The sequence below is a fragment of the Peribacillus sp. NPDC101481 genome (genome assembly GCF_044767165.1).
Lineage (GTDB): Bacteria > Bacillota > Bacilli > Bacillales > DSM-1321 > Peribacillus.
Map to the genome: position 1 here is coordinate 218,454 of NZ_JBIWNJ010000001.1, position 23,178 is coordinate 241,631.

At 39.7% G+C, this 23,178-nt stretch carries 17 protein-coding genes; 2 read left to right on the top strand and 15 right to left on the bottom strand.

The window, feature by feature from the left end:
* Positions 1 to 45: 45 nt before the first annotated feature.
* The 7 genes from ACIROD_RS00995 to ACIROD_RS01025 form a co-directional block, all read right to left on the bottom strand.
* Positions 46 to 1,044, bottom strand: a complete 999-nt coding sequence (locus tag ACIROD_RS00995) for an NAD(P)H-dependent flavin oxidoreductase (RefSeq protein ID WP_402937214.1) — start codon at positions 1,042 to 1,044, stop codon at positions 46 to 48.
* Between the two features lie 172 nt (positions 1,045 to 1,216).
* Positions 1,217 to 1,960, bottom strand: coding sequence for a Cof-type HAD-IIB family hydrolase (locus ACIROD_RS01000; protein ID WP_402937216.1), 744 nt, complete (start codon positions 1,958 to 1,960; stop codon positions 1,217 to 1,219).
* A 168-nt stretch (positions 1,961 to 2,128) separates the two neighbouring features.
* Positions 2,129 to 3,124: a cation diffusion facilitator family transporter gene (locus ACIROD_RS01005; RefSeq protein ID WP_101225435.1), complete on the bottom strand. Its 996-nt coding sequence runs from the start codon at positions 3,122 to 3,124 to the stop codon at positions 2,129 to 2,131.
* A 286-nt stretch (positions 3,125 to 3,410) separates the two neighbouring features.
* Positions 3,411 to 4,163, bottom strand: coding sequence for a hypothetical protein (locus ACIROD_RS01010; RefSeq protein WP_402937218.1), 753 nt, complete (start codon positions 4,161 to 4,163; stop codon positions 3,411 to 3,413).
* Positions 4,164 to 4,756: 593 nt separating this feature from the next.
* Entirely contained in the window at positions 4,757 to 6,175 is a 1,419-nt protein-coding gene (locus ACIROD_RS01015; protein ID WP_402940051.1) for an amino acid permease, read from the bottom strand.
* Positions 6,176 to 6,989: 814 nt separating this feature from the next.
* Complete coding sequence (locus tag ACIROD_RS01020; protein WP_101225438.1) at positions 6,990 to 8,120, bottom strand: histidine kinase N-terminal domain-containing protein; 1,131 nt, start codon at positions 8,118 to 8,120, stop codon at positions 6,990 to 6,992.
* Between the two features lie 243 nt (positions 8,121 to 8,363).
* On the bottom strand, positions 8,364 to 10,196 hold the full coding sequence (locus ACIROD_RS01025; protein ID WP_402937221.1) for a sigma-54-dependent Fis family transcriptional regulator: 1,833 nt from the start codon (positions 10,194 to 10,196) through the stop codon (positions 8,364 to 8,366).
* A gap of 514 nt (positions 10,197 to 10,710) precedes the next feature.
* On the opposite strand from ACIROD_RS01025, the gene ACIROD_RS01030 reads away from it, so the two are divergent.
* Entirely contained in the window at positions 10,711 to 12,192 is a 1,482-nt protein-coding gene (locus ACIROD_RS01030; RefSeq protein WP_241590872.1) for an aldehyde dehydrogenase family protein, read from the top strand.
* 189 nt (positions 12,193 to 12,381) lie between these two features.
* Here ACIROD_RS01030 and ACIROD_RS01035 read toward each other — a convergent pair whose 3' ends face one another.
* The 4 genes from ACIROD_RS01035 to ACIROD_RS01050 all read right to left on the bottom strand — a co-directional run bounded on the left by ACIROD_RS01035 (position 12,382) and on the right by ACIROD_RS01050 (position 17,541).
* Positions 12,382 to 13,086: a TerC family protein gene (locus ACIROD_RS01035; RefSeq protein WP_101225442.1), complete on the bottom strand. Its 705-nt coding sequence runs from the start codon at positions 13,084 to 13,086 to the stop codon at positions 12,382 to 12,384.
* 322 nt (positions 13,087 to 13,408) lie between these two features.
* The gene (locus tag ACIROD_RS01040) at positions 13,409 to 14,896 is read right to left on the bottom strand and encodes a tagaturonate reductase (protein WP_402937224.1); all 1,488 of its coding nucleotides are present in this window, start codon (positions 14,894 to 14,896) and stop codon (positions 13,409 to 13,411) included.
* An 80-nt stretch (positions 14,897 to 14,976) separates the two neighbouring features.
* Entirely contained in the window at positions 14,977 to 15,990 is a 1,014-nt protein-coding gene (locus ACIROD_RS01045; protein ID WP_101225444.1) for a zinc-binding alcohol dehydrogenase family protein, read from the bottom strand.
* 45 nt (positions 15,991 to 16,035) lie between these two features.
* Positions 16,036 to 17,541 carry a UxaA family hydrolase gene (locus ACIROD_RS01050; protein ID WP_402937226.1) on the bottom strand — a complete coding sequence of 502 codons (1,506 nt, stop codon included), beginning with the start codon at positions 17,539 to 17,541 and terminating at the stop codon, positions 16,036 to 16,038.
* A 194-nt stretch (positions 17,542 to 17,735) separates the two neighbouring features.
* Here ACIROD_RS01050 and ACIROD_RS01055 point away from each other — a divergent pair, with 194 nt between their 5' ends.
* Positions 17,736 to 18,602 carry an AraC family transcriptional regulator gene (locus ACIROD_RS01055; RefSeq protein ID WP_101225446.1) on the top strand — a complete coding sequence of 289 codons (867 nt, stop codon included), beginning with the start codon at positions 17,736 to 17,738 and terminating at the stop codon, positions 18,600 to 18,602.
* 68 nt (positions 18,603 to 18,670) lie between these two features.
* Here the strand turns inward: ACIROD_RS01055 and ACIROD_RS01060 are convergent, their stop codons facing one another.
* The 4 genes from ACIROD_RS01060 to uxuA all read right to left on the bottom strand — a co-directional run bounded on the left by ACIROD_RS01060 (position 18,671) and on the right by uxuA (position 23,169).
* Entirely contained in the window at positions 18,671 to 19,912 is a 1,242-nt protein-coding gene (locus tag ACIROD_RS01060; RefSeq protein WP_101225447.1) for an MFS transporter, read from the bottom strand.
* A 159-nt stretch (positions 19,913 to 20,071) separates the two neighbouring features.
* Positions 20,072 to 21,073, bottom strand: a complete 1,002-nt coding sequence (locus ACIROD_RS01065) for a LacI family DNA-binding transcriptional regulator (RefSeq protein WP_402937229.1) — start codon at positions 21,071 to 21,073, stop codon at positions 20,072 to 20,074.
* Positions 21,074 to 21,259: 186 nt separating this feature from the next.
* A complete protein-coding gene (locus ACIROD_RS01070) occupies positions 21,260 to 22,096 on the bottom strand; it encodes an SDR family oxidoreductase (RefSeq protein ID WP_402937231.1) in 837 nt (278 codons plus the stop codon).
* Positions 22,093 to 23,169 (bottom strand): mannonate dehydratase, encoded by a 1,077-nt coding sequence (uxuA, locus tag ACIROD_RS01075; RefSeq protein ID WP_101225450.1) that lies wholly within the window; start codon positions 23,167 to 23,169, stop codon positions 22,093 to 22,095. The genes ACIROD_RS01070 and uxuA overlap by 4 nt, the downstream gene beginning before the upstream one ends.
* Between the last annotated feature and the right edge of the window lie 9 nt (positions 23,170 to 23,178).

Genomic DNA, 23,178 nt, shown 5'->3' on the forward strand with positions numbered 1-23,178 from the left:
CCTTTTTGTTAGCTATATTAGCATAATTAATAAAGCGCTTTCATATCATTTTGATATAATTCCTTTTAATTTTTCGGCCTGCCCGGTCAATTTCTTCAAGGACTCCTGATACTCTTTTTCCAATTGTTTAATGATGCCGGCAGCGGTATCTATTTTTTTAATTGCCCCTACACCATGACCCGCTGACCAAATATCACGCCACGCTTTAGATTCAGATGGTTTGGACATGCTGTCAAAATCGACTTTTTCTTTTTTGGCTAATTGTTCCGGGTCCATGCCTTCCTTTCTGATGCTCGGTTTCAGCATATTACAATTAACGCCTGAAAATGCATCAGTCAAGATGATGTCATCATGATCACAATCGACAAGCATTTCACGATATTCATCATTTGCCCTGCTCTCTTTCGCCACGATAAAACGTGTACCCATATATGCAAGATCCGCTCCAGCTGCCTGAGCTGCCAAAATACTGTGACCAGTACTGATGGATCCGGCAAGCAAAATGATTCCGTCCCAGAAAGTCCTTACGCTGTCCACGAAAGCAAAGCTATTTATCTCACCCGCATGACCACCGGCTCCCGCGGCAACCAAGATCAATCCGTCCACACCTGACTCCGCAGCTTTTTTTGCAAAATCCACAGAACTGACATCCGAAAAGACCAAGCCGCCATAGCTATGTACGACATCCACCACATGTTTGGGTGAACCTAATGATGTAATGACGACGGGAGGCTGATGCTTTTTGACCAATTCCAACTCTTCTTCAAGCCGGCTATATGTACGGTGGACAACCATATTCATTGCCCATGGAGCAATCTTTGAGCCTGGTTCTTTATCCTTTGCTGCAATCAATGTGTCGTTTATGTCACCCATCCATTGATCCAGTACCTCTATCGGACGCGCATTCGGTGCTGGAAAAGAGCCGATCACCCCATTCAAACAGCATTCTTTCACTAACTCAGGACCGGATATTAAAAACATAGGTGCTGAGATAACTGGTAAAGATAATTGATTCCACCACTGTTCAGGCAAACTTCTAGTCATCCATTAAACCTCCCATTATTAATATATTACCAAAATATAACACTACAAGATTATCATACTTCTAAAATACACAATTTTCAAGAAATTTAATTTAGCAGCAAAAATTTCATTTTCGGCAGCGCCATTTCAATAAAAAAACTGTATATGGATACGTCCCATATACAGTTTCGGTTCAATTTGAAAGCGCCCATTTACGAATTGCCTTAGCCACACCATCTTCTTCGTTTGTCGCTGTAATCCAATCTGCTTTTTCTTTCACAATTTCTTGGGCGTTTCCCATTGCCACACCCACTTTTGCTTCAGAAATCATTGCAAGGTCATTAAGGCTGTCACCCACTGCCATAACATTATCCATAGTAATATCGAGCAATGAACATACGAGCTTTATCGCTTTCGCTTTATTTACGCCCATGGCATTCACTTCAATATTCGTCGGGCTTGAATTGCTTATTTCAAAGTTTCCTTTTGACACCAGTTCATCCATGATGATTTTGCGGATGCTTTCATCATCTGTATCAAATCCGAATTTAAGCCATTGCGAATCATGGATTTTCTCAGGCATTTCAGCCCTGTAAATATTATCGCAGCTTATTGCCCAGAAATGTGTACCATGTTTTTGGCTTAATTCCCACATCCATTGTATGGAATCACTATCGACTATATTCCTTTCCACCAGTTTTCCTTGATTATCGTAAATTTCGCTTCCGTTTACCGTAATGAGAAATGATTGAAGTTCCATTGACTTTGCAAAATCACTGCATGTAGCATAGGATCTTCCTGTGCTCAATACCACAAAAACCCCTTGATTTTCGGCTTCTTTTATCGCTCTGCGATTTTCTTCAGATATCTCTCCTGTCTTATTGAGAAGCGTGCCATCCATATCAAGTGCAACTAGCTTAATATCATGTTTCCCCAATCTTATTCACCCTTTCATAATCCTTCTTTATGTAACTAAGTCCATGATAGCTTATAATGCATACGCAAGGAAAGTACGTGAATAATTGAACAGGCATTATAAGTAGTGTCGTGATATTTATAATCAAACAAATTTCTTATCATGACACTTTGTATTCTGCCATTCTTTCTACTCCCTGTCTTTTTTAATTTCATTCAATTCTTTTTTTATTTGACCTTCCCATTTTGGGACACCATCATTTTCATCGAATTCTATAATGACATCCGTTACCCCTCTTTCCTTGAATATCTCATTAAATAGCCGATCTTTAATGTCATCCGCTTGGGCAATTGAAATATGGGGATCAAGTTCGACTTCAAGTTCTACATGGAAGTCTTCCCCTTCTTTTAATACCGCCAGTTTCTGTATATCCCTTACGTCTGGATCATCCATGACCATCGTCCCGATTTTTTGTCGCATTTCAATATCGGCTTCCCCAAGAGCCCCTGCAGCATTATCAAGAAAAACCCTTCCAACCACATAGAACATACCGAGACCGATCATGACGGAAGCAACTCCTTCCGCTTGAATGAAAGGCGTGAAGTTTGCTAATAAAATGGCAATTATCGCAAGCACCCCGCCACCGGTCGCTACCATATCTTCCATGAATACTAATTTCGTCGCTGGTTTTGCTCTTTTTAAACCAGTGAAGCTCTTAAATATGACGGCTGCTCCTTTAGCTTCGATTCCAGTCTCATGCACCACTTCTTTCATCGCTTTAAATAATACATATGATTCCAACACAACCGCTAAGAAAAGGACGGACAAGTTAATAAGGATACCAGTTGATTCTGCAGGGTGCAAAATGTGATGAAACCCTTCTTTAATCGTTTCATAAGACATGATTCCGACAATCAATACTGCCCCTAATAATACTAGGTTAACCAAACGTCCAAAACCATCAGGGAATCGATCAGTTGGTGCCTTTTTACTTAGTGCGGAACCAATGAAGACGAAAAACTGATTCGCAGCATCGCCCAAAGTATGTAAAGTTTCAGCAAACATAGCGACATTCCCTGTCATGAAGTAAGCAATCCCCTTTAGCACAGCGATGATACTATTCACACAGGCAGCAATGAAAGCCGATTTATTACCTTGTTTCAATAACTGAAATAATTCTTTCATTTAAAAATCCCCCCTAATCTTTTTATAAATCCATTTTCATAATGTATTATCCCCAACACTGGAATATATGAAACCACAAAAGCGAAACCCTTAACTATACGATTTGCGAATAATTTGCATCACTTTGGTTTTTAAGTTGTATCTCCCACAAACGAATATATTCCAGAATCGGACTCATCTATTCTAATAAGTTCACAATAAACGCATCCACTTCTTTTGAAGGATGATTAATGCATCAAAAAAAGGAGTAAGCGGCGGCTTACTCCATATCAAGAACTTCAAGCGTTTATCCTTCCTTTTTCACTAACTTAGATGGATTATTTACTTTATAGCGTATTTCTTTATTATATTTTTTGTCGACCACTTTTCCATCAAATTCGATTTCGTCACCTTCTTCGAGTTCAGCTTTTTTCAATGTCTTGCTATATCCACACCAAGCATCGCCGATGGTCAATTCAGGTTCCGTTGTCACTTTGACATTCTCCAAGAGTATGACTTCATCTTCTTCACCAGTAAAATGGTTCATTTTCGCCGTGAACTCCTTGACGGTCGCGGTGAAATGCACTTTTTCCCCAGGGAAGTCCAACTTAGGTTTTGCTGTCGTTTTTTTAGTTTTGGTTTTTGCTTGTTTTGGTTCTTCACTTAGCTGATCGGAGTTTTCCGTAATTGGCGCTTCCATCACCTGCTCAGTTTCACTTGGAACTGCGGCTGTTTCGGAAACCGGGCCACTCAACAATTCTTTTCCGAAACTGGAGCTTTGCATTTCCTTTAAATAGGAAGGGTTAATGCAACTAAGCTTACCATTTTCAAATTGAACGACTACAGTGTCAAGTCCGTTGCCGTATTGTTCATAACCTGCTAATTTGACCTTTGCTTGAAAACTTCCGCTTTTATATACTAGTTCTCTTTTTACCGAACGGGCAGTGAATAATTTCCATTCCAATCCTTTAGCGATATAGTCCGTATCATCTAAAAAAGGGATAAATTCTCCTTTTGGTGCGATATAATGAATCAAATCTTCAGCTGGAGTTTCAGCCACAGTAACCACTCCTAATCTTTTCTATAGATTATATTCTAGCAAAGGATTTCAAAGTTGCAAATGAATGAGTATCGTAATGGGTTGATTGCAGTCAGAATCCCGAACTCGCTTAAATCTTTACCATGAAATGAATGCGATCATTTTTGTAACCAGAAAAAAAGCTGCCCACTAAGAGCAGCCCAGACTGTGACAAATTCAAAAGAGCCTTTGCCTGCAGTTTTTTATTTGAAAAACGTTCCAGTATCTCAGAAATCCGCTCCATTTTCCGCCGACTGTCTGCCATGTCACATCAAACCGTAAAAACCATAAAGAAAAACTAGTCTTTAATATGGTTCGGGATGAGACCAGCCTACAGTTTTTTTTCTTAAAATACAATTCAGTTGATTGGAGCGGGTGTTCGAGACTCCCGCTTAGAAAAGCACGTCCAAGGGAGACCCCCACAGGCGCAAAGAGCGCCGAGGAGGCTCCCGGACTGCCCGCGGAAAGCGAGTGCCTGGAGTGAAAATCAACGTTCAAAGTGTACCCCCAAAAAAGTAAAAACCATGAAGGATAATCAAGTTTTCTTTCTTTAATTGAAAAAACTACTGTATCCATTACCCTTCCTTAACGTGAATGTTTTTTAGTTTTGCATCTTGTTCAGGAGTAATTACCTTTTTCTTATGATAAAACAGAAAGTATGACCCAATTACTAGAATAGTGAGAAGGGTTGTAAGAAAGAATTGCAATCTCATGGAATCAATGAACGCCTGAGCAACGAATATAATAAATAATACGGCAATGGTCACGTAGGTTAAATAAGGGAATAGCCACATTTTCACTTTGAGTGTCCCGGGATTTTCTTTTTCCGTCTTTTTCCGTAAATATAGATGAGAAAAGGCGATAAAGATATACATGATCATAGTGACTCCTCCAGAGCTGTTTGCGAGGAAAGCAAACAATTTATCAGGAGAAACAAATTTAAATGTCGTGAACACGTAAGAAAAGAAAACACTTGCCATTAACGCCCAAATCGGGATTCCCCGCTTATTCACTCGGGAAAGTATTTTCGGTGCATCACCTTTTTTTGATAAAGAATATAACATACGAGAGCTTGTATAAAGGCCTGAATTCAATACAGAAAGCAATGAAGTGAAGATTACGATATTCATGATTTGACCCGCTGCCGGCAGGCCTGCCATGTCAAATACGCTGGCATAGGGGGTTTTCAGTAAATCTTCAGCCCCTTGGGGGATTACGAGAACCAACACGGTCACTGAACCAACAAAGAAAAGAAGGAGACGCCATACAACACTGTTTATGGCTCTAATAATATTTTTTTCAGGGTTTTCAGACTCTCCTGCAGCAATGGCAGCTACCTCACTTCCCGATAAAGAGAAAGTAATGAAAATTACACTAAGAAGGACAGGCAGAAACCCTTTTGGTAAAAATCCTCCATCTCCAGTAATGTTTGAAAGGCCTGGAGAGTCAAATCCCGGAACAAATCCGAAAATCATGGCGGCACCCAGGAAGAGGAATATTACAATGGCAGCCACTTTCATGAAAGCTAACCAGTATTCAAATTCCCCATAAGCTTTGACTGAATAGATATTCGTAATCGTCATTAATATAGGGAAGGATAGACTAGCAGCCCACATGGGTATACCAGGAAACCAATCATGAATCATAGTACCCAATAACGTAGTTTCTATAGCAATGATGATAACCCAGTTGAACCAGTATAACCAGCCGATCGTGTATCCGGCCCAGGGACCAAATGCTTGATGCGCATATGTTGAAAAGGATCCGCTATCAGGATTTACCACAGCCATTTCACCCAGCATACGCATTATAAGCACGATCATCAATCCAGCGATTATATAGGATAAAATAGCACCAGGCCCAGCTGAATCTATTATTGTTCCGCTTCCGATAAATAGTCCTGCCCCAATTACCCCGCCAATAGAAATCATTGTGACATGCCTGGTCTTAAGACCATGTTTCAATTCATTTGTTTGAAGTGCCACTATTGTCACCATCCTTTAAAACTGTCTAATTTCCGTTTTGTACAGTAAACCATTGCTCATGGGTACCTTAGTAGAAATCTTTCATTCAAAACGATGTTTACAGTGCAGTCCTATTCCCGTTTCATCATTAGTTTTAATGAGGCCAAATTCACGATCGTTATATGTATATTGCACAGCATATACTCTATTAACCGTAACCGCTTTTCGATTTATATTCCCTCTTTACTAACATCAGCACCTCAACTGAAAGTACAAAGAACCTTGCTGTTTTTGCACTTTTTGTTGAGTGAAGTCCTTTTATGTAAAAATATAGATATCCCGCTCTACCCTTTCTTTCCTTACACTTCCTTTTTAATAAAAGCACCCTCTCTCACTAAAATTTTATACATATATAATAAAAGCAATATCCATGCCAAAAAAAGGATAGTTATTTTATTAGGGTTTAACGCTTTTATGTATTTAAAACGATTCAATATTGAATTATTTTTTCAATTTTCGATTCATACATTAATTATCGACCCTTTTCGATTCATAAACGAATCAAAAAATGACAATTTATTTGTTTTCTTTTATTATTTCGACACATATATACTGAAAAATACAGGGATAAAAAAGAAGATGCTAAAATCCTAATTATGATTTCTTGGCATCTTCCAAATAAATTTATTTTCACTGAGAATGATTATATGTAAAACACCGGCAGAACCGGTATGCCCCTCCTTATAATAATTAAAACTCTATGTTTACAAGCTTCGAAAAAATTCGATATGTATATAATGCTGTATGTAAATTACCCTACTGATATGTATGAAACCCTTATGATTCAGTACTGAACTTCGGGGAAATGGATGCTGAATGTGGTTAAATTTTCATTGGAGACACAATTCATATATCCATCATTACTTTCAATGATCTTTTTACATACGTATAATCCAATTCCCGTTCCTAATTCTTTCGTTGTGACAAAGGGCTCAAAAATAGATTCGATCAATTCACTGGCAATGGCCGGTCCATTATTTGAAATTCGAATTATTCTTTCATTCGCCTCAATTAAAGAGTTTATCCTCAAAATTCTAGGATGTTCCTTATCCTTTAAGGCATCAATGGAATTAATAAAAAGATTCAAGAACACTTGTTTTAACCCATCCTTGCTCGCTGTCATGACGAAGTTTGGATAAATATCTATTTCCACATTAACGCTGGCATCCACAATATTTGCATATGTCAATTCTTGTATTTCTTCAATTAACTTTAATACGGCAATTTCCTCTCTTTGTTCCTCATTAAAATCAGATTTAGAGGTATGGAGGAATTGGGTTATCCTGAAATTCAACTGGTTTAACTCATAATCTATGATATCCAAATATTTCAAGTCAGGATTCTCCCGCTTCAATAATTTATTGAACCCCATTATAGCTGTAAGAGGGTTACGGAACTCATGTACAAAGCTTGATGATATTTGACCCAGTACCGCTAATTTATCTTTGTGGTTTTCACTAATATAAGACTTTTTTTCCTCAATCACTTCATTTGTAAGATTCGTATATCTAGTTACTGCATGGTAGCTGAACGTATCAAAGTGCAGGTTAATGTCATTAATGAATCTCTGCATATATTTAATTGGGATATTGGCGCCAAAAACATTTCTGATTATGATATTTCTTCCCAAATTGATATTATATAGAAAATCCCCAATGTTGATATTTGCTTCAAGACGTTCTTTTGCAACTTGGTAAGCCAATTTTATCAGCACATCATCAGACAATACCTCCTTGAACGTTTGGATGACCAGTGAGTACATCCCATAACCATTTTCCTTAATTCTATCTTTGTAAGGGTCTATTTCATTGATCTTAATAGTCTCGTTCCATTCATTTAAAAACACAGATTCATTTTCTTCCAAATATTGAATCAATATATGTTTATACTTCTTATGTTCAGATGACAACTCCATACTATTGACCACACATCCCCTTGCGGAATTTAGTTACTACATCAATAACATCATTCTATATGAGATTTTGATATCCTGCACTTCATTATTTATTGTTTTTTAGGTGAAATGTAGCTTATAAGGAGACAGGTATGCTAGTCCGCATATAGTTACTTGCGATAACAAAGAACCGACCAAATCAGGTCGGGAATCTGAAATTGTCATAAAAAGATCCTTCATATTTTTTTATATACTGTGAGTCTCTTACTTTTGAAAGTTGATTCCATACTTTTTCATTTTTCTATATAGCGTATTACGGCCGATGTCGAGTTGTTTCGCCGCGTTACTGATATTCCCATTTGTTCGTTCCAATGCATTCCTGATAAGTAGGGTTTCTTGTTCTTGAAAGTTTCTTGGTTCTCGATCGGCATTTGCCCCTTCCTCATGCGTCATGGAAGAAACAGGACAAAGTGCCGCAACCAATTCCCTTGTAATCGGGCCATTATCAGCTAGGAATGCAGCCTGTCCCAGCACATTTTGCAATTCACGGAAATTACCTGGCCACGAATATTCCAAAATGAATGTTTTAGCTTCGTCAGTTAGTTCGGTATGTTCGCTCTTATAAGGTAAATCCATTAAAATATATTCTGCTAACAGCAATAAATCTTTACGACTCCTTAGATTTGGAAGTTTTAAAGACAATCCACAAAGACGGAAAAATAGATCTGCACGGAATTCCCCAGCTTCAATTCCTTTTTGTAAGTCTTTGTTGGTGGCGGCAATGACCCTTACATCGATTGGAATGGAAGCATGTCCTCCGACGCGCGTCACACATCGTTCCTGAAGCACACGGAGCAGAGTCGCTTGAGCTTTAAGCGGCATGTCCCCGATTTCATCCAAAAACAGGGTACCGCCATCTGCAGCTTCGAATTTCCCCTTATGCCCCCCGCTTTTTGCGCCAGTAAAGGCACCCTTTTCATATCCAAATAACTCACTTTCCAATAAGTTTTCGGGAATTGCGCTGCAATTGATGGCGATGAATGGTTCATCACTTCTTAAGCTAACCCCATGAATGGATTGAGCGAACAGTTCTTTTCCCGTTCCGCTCTCCCCAGTGATTAGCAGGCTGATATCAAGCGCTGCAGCTCTTTTAGCAATGGATATGGTTTGATTCATTTGCGGATCATTACTTATTATATCGGTAAATTGATAACGATTAGTTTTTAAACCATCAATCAATTTTTGTTTTTTTAACCTTACGATCACGGAGGATTGATGTTCTATATTTTTACCAAGGGTTTGAACCAGGAATTCCTGGTCCTTAATTGAAACCTTCTGTTCTAAAACAAGTGGGTCTGTACCTGATATTATATTCGATACTGGTTTTTCCATTGTGCCGATTACATGTGACGCCGCTATATTGAGATCTGTAACTTTTCCCTCTTTATCAAGGGTAATTAACGGATCAGGGTATGAATCATATATAAAATAAAGGTTTTTCTCCCTTTTTTGTGTATGTGACAATAAGAGTGCTTGTTTGATGCTATCAGCCACCCTCTGAACTAAACTAATGGAAAAAGGATGATAATTCTGTTGATGACTGCTTAAATTCAGAACACCAAGCAGATGCCCCTCAGGGTGATAAATGGGCGATGCGGCACAAGTAAGGAAATGGTTATCCTGATGAAAGTGTTGACTGCCATGAATTAGTACAGGGTTTTTCTCTACTATGGCTGTTCCTATCGCATTTGTTCCTTTTGATTCCTCTAGCCAATTAGCCCCTTTTCTTAGGGAAACATTATCTGCATGCCGAATGAAAGCTGGATCCCCAACTGTTTCAATGATATATCCTTCAGGAGCAGCAAGTAATAAAATGGACTCCAAACCATTAATCGAGCGATAAACTTCTTCTAAAATGGGAGAAGAATGGTACAGGAGTTCCGCATATCGATCGTGGTATTCGGCCAACTCGAATGCACCAAGCATATCTTCCCTATCCATCATGCTTGGCTGAAGTCCCTTCGAAATGCACCGCTGCCATGATTCTTGAATAAATGCCGGTACGGTTCCTTTATCCGAGCTTATATTAACAGACATTGAATAATCCTCCCGTATGTATAATCCAGTAAATCGGCCACTGTTTTTTATTCAATTTCATTAATGAAACTCTATGTAATCCAAAGTTTCAGAGCATTTAGGGTTCGTTCATTCAATTTAATTATAACAGAAAATTCAGATACCCACCAAAATGAAAACGCATTATGCCAACTTCTAATCTTTTTTGTTCCATATTGGTACAACTTCCTGTTCCAATATGGAACAGTTTACCACCTTCCCATGTCCCTCCAGCATCTTCTTTAGCTGGTTTCATTGGTTTTTTGTTATGGCATAAGTCTTGCATAATTACATGTCGAGAAATTGATTCCTTATGATAAGGGGGGAAAGAATTCAAGTAATCCAGTTTTAAAGATATTCAGACTTGCTGCAAGTCAGTCAATGAGAATAGTATCAAAAACATAAGATTATGCCTGATCCTTTTACTTAGAGGAACGCAATTGTCCGAACAAAACAAATATCGAACTTAAAATCCAAATGAAAAGGGGTATTATACATGGAACAAACTATTAAACTTAATCCGAGAGTGCAGGAATTCTTGAAGGGCACTAAAAAGCTTTTGATTAATGGGGAATTGGTGGAAGCTGCTTCAGGAAAAACCTTTGAGACCCTCGATCCTTCAAACGGCAAGGTTTTAGCGGTTGTGAGTGAAGCAGGTCCGGAAGATGTAGATAAAGCAGTCAAAGCAGCCCGTAAGGCTTTCGACAACGGTCCATGGAAAAAAATGAGTGCATCGGAACGCAGTCGCCTCATTTATAAATTAGCGGACCTCATGGAGGAACATAAAGAAGCGTTAGCACAATTGGATACCCTGGATAATGGCAAGCCGATTGGCGAAACCACCAATGCCGATGTCCCCCTTGCAATTGATCACTTCCGTTATTATGCTGGATGGACCACTAAGATAGTGGGACAAACAATACCTGTTGCTGGGAATTACTTCAATTATACCCGTCATGAAGCAGTCGGGGTGGTAGGGCAGATCATCCCTTGGAATTTCCCTTTACTTATGGCCGCATGGAAATTAGGCGCAGCCCTTGCAACCGGATGTACGATCGTTTTAAAACCAGCGGAGCAAACGCCGCTTTCAGCATTATATTTAGGTCAATTGGCGCTTGAAGCTGGTTTTCCTCCTGGCGTTCTCAATGTTATACCTGGATTTGGTGAAACAGCAGGGTCACCGCTTGTAGATCATCCTGATGTCGATAAAATTGCCTTTACTGGTTCAACCTCAGTAGGGAAAATGATCATGCGCCAAGCTTCGGGAACCGTGAAAAAAATCTCGTTGGAATTAGGCGGGAAATCACCTAATATCATTTTACCGGATGCAGATATGAGTAAAGCCATTCCTGGAGCTTTAATGGGCATCATGTTTAATCAAGGACAAGTTTGCTGTGCCGGTTCCCGCCTGTACATTCAAAAGAAATCCTATGATAACGTGGTAGCTGACTTAGTGTCCCATGCAAAAAACATTAAACAAGGGGCCGGTCTTGATCCATCTACCCAGATAGGTCCTTTGGTATCCAGTGAACAAATGGAAAGAGTCGGCGGTTATATTGAAAAAGGAAAGTCTGAAGGAGCTGAAGTGGTTACCGGGGGTAATTACGGACAAGGAGAGGGTTATTTTGTAACTCCTACAATATTTGCAGGCGTTGAAGACGAAATGACAATCGCTAAAGAGGAAATCTTCGGTCCTGTTGTAGCTGCGATGCCTTTTGACGATTTGGATGATGTGATAAACCGTGCAAATAACTCAGAATATGGATTGGCTGCAGGTTTATGGACACAGGATGTAAAAAAAGCCCATTATGTGGCTAATGAATTAAAAGCAGGTACAGTTTGGGTAAACTGCTATAACGCATTTGATGCAGCTTCCCCATTTGGCGGTTATAAACAAAGTGGAATCGGTCGGGAAATGGGCAGTTATGCTTTGGATAATTATACGGAAGTCAAAAGTGTATGGATTAACTTAAACTAATAAATAGGGTGAATGCTCCATATGCTCATTTGGCTAAGATATCATGATTGAAGTGCATGTTATCGTTTGCTAATTCGCAAAAGGATGTACCAAAGTGCGGACTTTGGTACATCCTTTTTCTTGTTTTGTACTTATATGGCATAGACAAAAAGAAGAGACCTTTCATTTCGAAAGGTCTCTTTGTATCAATTATCCATTACGTTCGATTTGCATTTTTTCTCTGTTTGCTTTTTCTTTTTCGATATTTTTCTGTCTTGAAATCCCGGCTACCAGGATTCCAATTACCACTATTGCTTCAAATCCATATTTAATGAAGGGATTTGCAAAGTAGTCGTGCATGAAAGGTTCAGCTACGATCATTTTAGAAGCTGTCCAGCCTAGTATTCCCGCACCAATTATTATGATGAATGGGAAGCGTTCGATCAGTTTCAGGATCAAAGTGCTTCCATACATCACTACTGGAATTGATACAAGTAAACCGATCACCACTAAAGTGAAGTTACCATGAGAAGCACCTGCAACCGCTAGGACATTGTCCAATCCCATCAATGCATCTGCGATAATGATGGTTTTTATAGCAGCCCACATAGAGTCTGCAGGCTTCACATCATGTTCTTCTTCATCGATAAGGAGCTTATAAGCAATCCATACAAGAAGTAATCCCCCTATTAAATGCAGTCCCGGCACCTCTAATAGCCAAACAACAAGCAGCGTTGCAATGATCCTTATCACAATTGCGCCGACCGCTCCCCATATTATCACCTTTTTTTGCTGTTCTTTTGGAAGCTTTCTTGCAGCCAATCCAATAAGGATCGCATTATCACCGGCTAGAACCAAATCTATCATAATGATCGCTAAAAGTCCTGAAATGAATTCACCTGTTAAAAAATCCAACACAAATTCCTCCTTTTTACAAAAATAAAGAGACCTCTGCCATAAATGGCAAAGGTCTCGCTAAGCACTAAATGAATTAGGCCAATAAAGCCGGTGGGATTCCCACGTAATGACGACTTTATTTCAGGTTATCCCTGACGCTACTCCCCTTCACGGGAATAAAGAATATGTAATTCTTTTAATATCTTTCCATTAGGAAACTACCAAGAAAAAATATCACTAATTCAGTATACCAAAAATACAAATAAAATAAAGAAAAAAATAATAGATAGTAATGTTATTCATGAACTTAACCTTGTGGAATTCCTTTCAACGGATAATTTCAGTCAATCATCCCTTCTAGATATTGGCATAATTCGTTTCCAAGGTTAGGGATACCGCTCAAATCCTTCCCCCATAGATATTGATTACTCAACGTTGCCTCTACCAATTGTCTAAGCGGGATTTCTTCCCTCTCATAACGAAGCCATTGTTCCCTGAAAAATTCAATTACCTTTATATCATCTCTAACGACATAGACTTTACCCGCAAAGCTTTTACCAATATAACTCCCCTTGGTTTCGTTAACCCTATAAAATCGGATCAGGCCCGAAAAGCCTTTTACGATACAGTCGGGCAGCCTGCCTTTCGCCTTATGATATTCCTCCAAGGTAGGCAGGAGACGAGCCTTGAACTTCGAAATACTGTTCAGCGAGATATCGGCCAGGAGGTGATGTACAAAAGGATTCTTAAATCGCTCTAGAACACTTTCCCCATATTGCATCATCTCATTTTGATCAAAAGGTAATGAAGGAATTATTTCCTTTTCGATGGCATTGCTCAGAAATTGGCTGAATTCCGGATGATCGATTGCCTGTTTTACTTCTTCCAATCCAGATAAAATGCCTAAAGGAGCCAACAAGGTATGTGAACCATTAAGTATCCTTACCTTCCTCATTTGATAAGGTGTCAAATCTTTTACCCAATGCACATTTAAGCCGGATTGTTGTAAAGGAAGACGTTGATCAATACAAGGGTCACCTTCAATCGCCCATAAATGGTAGGGTTCTGCCGTATTTAGCAGAGTATCCTTGTATCCCCATTCAGCAAATAGGTTGTCCGACTCATTGGCTGGAAATCCTGTAACGATACGGTCTACAAGCGAGTTTAGGAATAGGTTGTCCCGGTCCACCCACTCCATGAATGGCTTTGGTAAATCCCAATCCCTGCTATGCTTAAGAACATATTGCTTCAATGAATCACCATTTCTCTCTAAAAGCTCACATGGAAGCATGATCAGTCCCTTTTTCGCATCCCCGTTGAAATGCAGATAACGATGATACAAAAAAGAAGTCAGCTTTCCTGGAAAAGATTCAATCGGCTTTCCTTCTTCCAAAGGAATCGGCTGGTATTTGAGTCCTGCTTCAGTCGTGTTGGAAACTACAAATTCCAATTCAGGATTTTCTGATAGTGCTAAAAATTCCATCCATTCTTCATATGGATCAATTACCTTTGAAAAAACGGAAATGATCTCTGTATGTTCCACTTTCCCGCCTTGGTGAAAACCACGTAACATTAATGTATACATTCCATCTTGCCGCTTTACTTCCTCTATTTTCCCTTTTCCGGCGAGGCGGGGCTGGGTAACTGCAATACTTCCCATGAAATGTCCTTGTTTATTACATTCATGAATCATCCAATCAAAGAAGCCTCGAAGAAAATTCCCCTCCCCTATTTGCAATACTTTCATGGGAAGTTCCATCATATGTGAATATTGGGCAGCGTTTGTATCTTTACTCAGATGCTTCAGTTGACTTTTATTTAGGTTCATGATCAAGGAACTCCTTTCTAATAGAAATATCCAATTCGGATTGCGTTTTATGTGGTTTCCTTATGACAGCGTACTAATGTTCATATTTCGACAATGGCCTTGATCACTTTAGCTTCAGGAGTTAACCAACCTTCAAACTGATTGATCATTTCATCCAAATGTGTGCGGTGGGTAATATACTGGCTCATATCCAACAAATCATTTTTCAGCGTATTCACGACATAATCAAAGTCATCCCTTGTTGCATTGCGGCTTCCCATTAATGTAAGCTCTTTACTGTGGAACTCAGGGTCATTAAAGGAAATATCCGCTTTAACTAAACCTACATAAATCAATCTTCCGCCGTGAGCAGGGTATTTAAATGAATCCATCATTGACTTAGCATTACCTGTCGCATCAAATACCACGCTTGGCATATCTCCATTCGTCAATTGGGCTAATTTCTCCATTGGATTCTCCAAAACATTCAAAGTATAATCGGCATTTGCCCACTTGCCGGCAAACGCAAGGCGTTCATCATTTACATCCATTGCGATCACCTTAGCACCCTGTTCTTTAGCGAATGCCATGACTCCCAAGCCAATTGGCCCAGCACCAATTACAAGTGCAAATTCCCCTTTATGAATAGCAGCGCGCCTAACTGCGTGAGCCCCTATACTTAAAGGCTCTATCATTGCGGATTGGTCAAGTGTGAGACCCTCGGTTCTCACCAAATGATTATAAGGAACCGTAATCCACTCACTCATGCCGCCTTCAGCATGTACACCCAACACTTTCATATCCGTACAGCAATTCGTTTTTCCACTTCTGCAAGCCAGGCATTCTCCACATTCCATATAGGGGATGATCGATACTTGATCCCCGACATTAAGCCCAGATTCATTTTCCGGTATCGACTCAATAAAACCGGATAATTCATGGCCAAGTATTCGAGGATAGCTAAAAAAGGGTTGATTGCCTCCATAGGCATGAATATCCGTTCCGCATATACCTATGCGCCGCACACGAATCAAAGCTTCCCCTGAGTTTGGAACTGGTTTTTCCGACTGTATCATCTTAAATTCAAAAGGTTGTTCACAAACGATACTTTTCACTGAATAACACTCCTTTTTAATAGCTTGATAGAAATTGTGTATGTATTAGAGAATGACTCCTTCTTTAAAGATGCTTATCTCCCTATATCCGAATTTTTCATTATTCGTTTTCTTTTTACCTGTTGAAAGCTCAAGAATGTAATGGAATAAATCGTCCTTTAATTCATCGATCTTTTGACCTTCTATCAACCGCCCGGCATTATAATCAATCCAGTGCTTTTTACGATCGGCTAAATCCGAATTCGTAGCTATTTTTACAGTAGGCACGGGTCCCCCAAACGGCGTTCCCCTTCCTGTAGTGAATAGAACGATATGTGCGCCGGCTGCTGCCAAAGCCGTCACCGAAATCAGGTCATTGCCAGGAGAATTGATTAAATTCAAACCATGCTTCTCTACTCGTTGTCCATATGGGCTTACATCCACTACAGTGGCATGGCCCCCTTTTTGTGTACATCCAAGTGATTTTTCCTCCAGTGTACTTATGCCGCCTTCCTTGTTTCCAGGTGAAGGGTTTTCATAAATTTCCTGATCATGGCGAATGAAATACTGTTTGAAATCATTAATAAGGCCAACGATTTCCTTAAAGGTTTCTTCATCCCTTGCCCTGTTCATCAATATCGTTTCCGCTCCAAACATCTCAGGAACCTCTGTCAATATCGTGGTCCCGCCATTTTCCACAATAAGATCGGAAACAGCACCAACCAATGGATTAGCGGTAATGCCTGAAAAACCATCGGAACCACCGCACTTCAAGCCTATTTTCAACTTTGAAACTGGTACGGTCTGGCGTACGAACCTTTCCGCATATTCCACTAATTCCCCCATTAAACGTAAGCCGCTCTCCAATTCATCTTGAACCTCCTGGGCTTTTAAAAATTTAATCCGATGAGGAGGAAATTCGCCTATGGCTTCTTTAAATGCTTCGATTTGATTGTTCTCACACCCTAATCCTACAACTAAAACCCCTGCTGCATTTGGATGTTGAGCCAAGGCTGCCAATAGTTTCTGCGTATGGGTCAAATCATCTCCCAATTGAGAACAACCGTAGGGGTGGGAAAAGTGATGAATCCCATCGATTTGACGATCTTTAAACTGCTCATTGCCCATTTTAGCGAGAAGTTCACATGTTTTATTGATGCAGCCTACCGTATTGATGATCCAGATTTCATTCCGGATACCCACTTCCCCATTTTCACGGATATATCCTTGGAAGGTATGATTTTGACTTGGCTTATTTGTATCTTGAATGCTAGGTTGATAGGAATAATCCAATATACCATGCAAACCGGATGCTAGATTATGGGTGTGAACCCAATCGCCAATGGAGATATCTTCTTTAGCTTTTCCGATCGAGTAGCCAAATTTGATTACGTCCTCCCCTCGTTTAACCGGTTTCACTAACATTTTATGCCCTTTAGGAATGTCGTCATTTGCCTTGATATGGATCATTCCACTGTCTTCTGTTTGAATCTGGAAGCTCTGTCCTTTATGAATTCCCTCCAAGGAAATAACAACATCATCATTTGAATGCAATTGAACATATTTATTCATTTTGTCCCTCCTTATCATGAGTAAGACGTTCAGAACCAAACGTCAATTCATTCCGAAAGCCCTTTCATTTTTCCCTTGAATTTTTTAATTTTTAAATCTATTTTAATTTTAACATCAATTTATGAGATATAAATTGCGTTTTTTGCTATAAATATACTCATTCTTGTTGTATTATACTTTCAGGAGATGAACAAATGAAAAAAATTCATAATGCATTAAACCATGATTTACTCTTCCCATTCTCATTTGTCTATCAAGATACGAAAAGTCCCCAGAATGAATTGTCCGATCATATGCATGACTATTATGAAATTGTTTATGTTTATAACGGTAAAGGGACCTTTTTTATCGGTGATGTGTTTTATGATATGCAGCAAGGGGATGTATTCCTGATCCCGAATAATACCATTCATAGGGCATTACCGAATAAGGACGACCCTGTCACCTCCACCATTATCTTTTTCAGTCCCACATTAATATATAAAGATGTGGTTGATGATTCTTTTTCATATTTACACTTGTTTGATCTGACAAAAAAGAGTAAGAATTACAAAATATCATTGCCGCAGAAGGAACAAGTAAAGTTGGAGGAACAGCTACAGCTCATCCTGCAAGAAACAACTAGCCAACTAATAGGCTCGAGGCATGCTTGTTTGCTGATCGTTCATCAGATCATACTTGATTTATACCGTACCCGGATAAATGGCAAAGAGGATTTATCCGAGGGCAGCTATAGCTCAGAATGGATCAAAGATATTTTAATCTATATTAATGAACATATTGATGAACCATTAACACTGACGGCACTTGCACAAAAAGCTTTGGTCAGTCCCGCTCACTTCAGCAGAGTTTTTAAGGAAACGACTGGAATTGGCTTAATCGTATATCTAAACACGAAAAGAATCATCAAGGCAAAGGAACTTTTGCTGGAAACGAATCACACCATTGCACATATTGCTGAAATGTGTGGTTTTGAAAGCATGCCCCAATTTTATCGTACCTTTAAGAAATACAATGAAAAGACACCAGCTACATTTCGAAAAGAAAATCGTATTCGCTAGGCGTGCCTAATACAAATGAAAAATGGAAGTGTCTTCCCTTTGGGAGACACTTCCATTCTAACAATCTATTACGCAGGCTTTACTATCGGTCGTACAAAACGGATGACTGCAAGCGATGCAACGATGGCCAATCCACCAGCAAGCAAGAATGCAACTGTGTATGTGCCTGAGGTATCGACAATGTATCCTGTTAACGTCGGTCCGATGATTCCTGCTGTATTTGCCAAGAAATGCATAAAACCTCCAACAGATCCAACATTACCAGGGTCTACGACATCGTTGACGATTGCCCAGTAAATGGCACCAGTCAAATATAGGAAGAAGACGGAAAGTGCTACAAGCGTTACCGCACTGACCGTCGTGGATACAAGTCCGGCAAAACCGATACATACTGCCGATAAGAACAAGCATGTTACAAGCACGAGTTTACGTGAGAATAAAACACCTTTTTGAGCGAATTTTTTAAAGAAGAAATCCGACACGAATCCACCCAAAGCAAGTCCGATGAATCCAAAGATCCAAGGAATCACTGTAATGATACTCATATTTTCCACACTTAGGCCGCGTGCATCCACCAAATAGCTTGGGAACCAAGTTAAGAAAAAGAAGAGAATATAGTTGTAGGAGAAAAAGGCTAGAGCTGTAAATAAAACAGTTTTTTGTTTTAAATAAAAGGTGAATTTCACCTTTCCTTCCGATGTTGCCGCTACATAAGATTTTCCTGTATGTTTCTGTTCTTTGGACTCTTGTGGTTTTTCTTTAACGAACTTCCACCAGCAAATCGCCCAAATAAGACCAATTATCATTATGGCAATGAAAGAAACTCTCCATCCATATGAGATGGCAATGAATCCAACTATTGGACCTGCGATTGCGCCACCAAGCGGAGTCCCGCTATTCGTCAGACCAACGACAGATGCCCGTTGATTTGACGGGAACCAGTTATTCACCATTTTATTGATGGTTGCTGAAAGAGGGCCTTCGCCCATCCCAAACAAGATGCGGATGACTATCATACTGGCAAAACCGACAGCAAGCACAAGTGCACCACTGAATAATGACCAAACGATCATTGCCACGAAAAGCGTAAGCTTTGCTCCCCATTTATCGGACGCCATGCCTCCAAGGAAGTTAAATACGGCATAACCAACTGAAAAGCTACTAAAGATAATTCCCATCTGTGTTGCTGTTAGGGATAAATCATCTTGGATGAACGGAGCTGCAATGGATAGTGCAGATCGGTCCAGATAATTTATTACCCCTGCCAAGAACAAGAAAACGATAACCATTCCTCTACCATTTGAAAACATAAAGAACCCCCCTATACGTTTCTATAAATGCAGCAGCATTTTTGGAAACGTTTCCATTTAATAACCAAGAGTAAAACCTATATGACCCAAAAACTAAATCGGTTTAGAATCCCCGTAAAAAAAGCGCTTTCTTTTTCACAGGAATTCTTACATCCGAATCTAGCAAGAATTCCTTGAAAGCAAAGTCGGTTTCAAGCGATGGACGCTTGTATCCTCTTTTCCTGATTTATTGATTTGACTAAGCAGTAACTCTGCTGCCAAGTTTGCCATTTCAATGGCCGGCTGATTAACCGTTGTGATGGTCGGTGTATAGAAACTGGCATAAGGAACATCATCGATACCTATGACCGCTATGTCATCAGGTATATTGATTTCGTGCTGTTTCATATAACGCAATACTTCATTAAGTACGATATCATTTCCTGCCAAAATGGCTTGAGGCGGCTTTTCCAATTCGAAAAATTCTGAAAGCGCAACCGGAATTTCATCTGCATTCACAGTTTTAATATATTCTGAATTGAATGGTACCCCATGTGACGCGAGTGAATCCTTGTACCCTTTGATCCGTTCGATTCGAGGACTGATATCGCGTATTATTGAAGTGGTTATGATTGCAATGTTTTCAAAACCCTTTTCAATAAACCGATCGACCGCTAACTTGGAAGCAAGGTGATTATCGAGCATGACTGTAGCAATATTCAATTCTTCGATCGTCCTATCCATGAAAACAATCGGGAATTGATCACTCTTCATACGTTGATATAAATCAAGATTGTCCCCTGTGGGGAAAATGATGATCCCATCCACTTGTTTAGCCCTTAGCATTTCAATATAATTCTTTTCCTTTTCAGGATTGTCATCTGCATTGCAAACGATAATGTGGAACCCTTGTTCATAAAAGTAGTTTTCTATAGCTCTAATAACTTGCGTTGAAAACGTGTGAAGGATATTGGCAACCACTACCCCAACGGTAAAAGTGGATTTTTGTTTTAAACTGCGCGCTATTATATTAGGCTGATAGTTTAACTCTTCTATTGTTTCTTCAATCTTTTTCCTTGTTTTTTCACTCATATATTCATAGCGTTTGTTCAGGTATTGGGAAACTGTGCTTTTTGATACTTTCGCGTGATTGGCGACATCAGTAATTGTAATGGTTTTCATTTCATTCATTCCTGTCGTGTGATTTCAATTTTTTCTGCCTAATACCAAAATGGCTTATATATAAGGAATATTCTATTATAATAAGTAAAGCTTTACAATCACCATCTGATGCAGTAAATAGACAATTTCCCAACCCGTTGAACTAATTTAAATCTTAACTTGTTCGCCTTTTTATTGGACCTGGCTTCAGACGCCCGAATATGCCATGAAGCCCCCATCGACCGGTACCGTAATTCCTGTGACAAAGCCCGAATAGGATTCATCAACGAGCCAAAGCAATGTACCAAGTAAATCTTCAGGCTGCCCGAAACGCTTCATGGGTGTTGAAGTAATGATTTTATCAGACCTTGCCGTCAGACTGCCATCTTCATTAAGCAAAAGATCCCGATTTTGCTTCGTCAAAAAGAAACCTGGAGCAATGGCATTCACCCGTAAACCTTCTTCGGCAAAATGAACAGCCATCCACATGGTAAAATTATTTATCGAAGCTTTGGCGGCACTATATGCTGGTACTTTAGTCATTGGAGCGTAGGCGCTCATGGAAGATATATTTACGATAACTGGTGCTTCCACTTGCAATAATTCTTTTCCAAAAACCTGACTTGCCAAAAATGTACCGGTAAAATTACTGGCAAAAACTTGGGAGAAACCATCCTCATCCAGATCAAAAAATGATTTTCCTTCTGCTTCTTCCCCATATTTCTCTGGAGAAGTAATGGCATCAGGATGATTGCCACCCGCTCCATTTATTAATAGATCCACTCTTCCGAACGTATCAATTATTTTCCCTCTTGCATCCTCCAATGAGGTTCTATTCAAAACATCTGCCGCGATTGATATCGCAGTTCCCCCTGCTTGTTCAATGAGTTCGACCACTTCTTGACCTTTTTCTGCCGTTCTGTTCAATATAGCTATCTTGACACCATGACGGGCCAATTCCACAGCCATTTTGGAACATAAAACACCGCTGCCCCCAGTGATGACTGCCACCCTGTTCGTTAAGTTTTCATGTATGGGGATCATGATTCCCCACCTGATTTACCAGCTTCATATGCATCCCATAATCCGAGCAAATACATGATTCCCAATGCTCGGTCATATAAACCGTATCCAGGGCGGCAATCTTCACCCCATATATGGCGGCCATGATCCGGTCTGACATAACCAGTATAATTTTGCTTATTCAATTCTTCCACGACGCCCTGTATATTGATGGATCCATCCTGGGTATGATGGGATGTTTCCACAAAGTCGCCATTTTCATAAATCTTCACATTTCTTATATGGGAGAAAGGCGAACGGTTTGCATACTTTTTAGCCACTTGGACCATATCATTTTCAGGGTTTGCCCCCATCGAGCCTGTACACATGGTGAACGCATTCGACGGTGAATCCGAAATCGAGATCAGTTTTTCATAGCTCGACTCTCCGGTGATGATTCTTGGCAAGCCAAAAATGGACCATGGCGGATCATCCGGGTGTATTGCCATTTTTATACCGCAAGCCTCGGCAACAGGTAATATTTCTTTTAGGAATATTTCAAGATTCGCCCACAGCTGCTCTTCGTCCACAGTTTTGTAAGCTTCGAATAATTCAGAGATTTGATCCATCTTTTCTGGTTCCCAACCTGGTAAAGTTAAATCTGAGGCTTCCGTTACCGTACGAATTAAATCTTGTGGATCTAACGTATCCACTTTCGCCTTTTCATAAAACAGGGCAGTTGAGCCATCTTCCAAAGGATGGAACATTTCAGTCCGAGTCCAATCAAAAATCGGCATGAAGTTATAACAAATGACTTTCACTCCAGCTTCCGAAAGATTCCGGATCGTCTCTTTGTATTTCTCTATATATATCATGCGATCTTCGTTACCCAATTTAATCGATTCATGGACATTTACACTTTCTACGACATCCGTGTGAAAACCAAATGATTGGATATACTCGATTTCTTTTTTAATTTCTTCCTTTTCCCATACCTCACCAACAGGTTTTTGGTGAAGTGCCCAGACGATCCCTTTCACTCCAGGAATCTGTTTAATGTGCTCCAATGAAACGGTATCATTGTCTTTCCCGTACCATCTAAATGTAATGTTCATCATGCACCT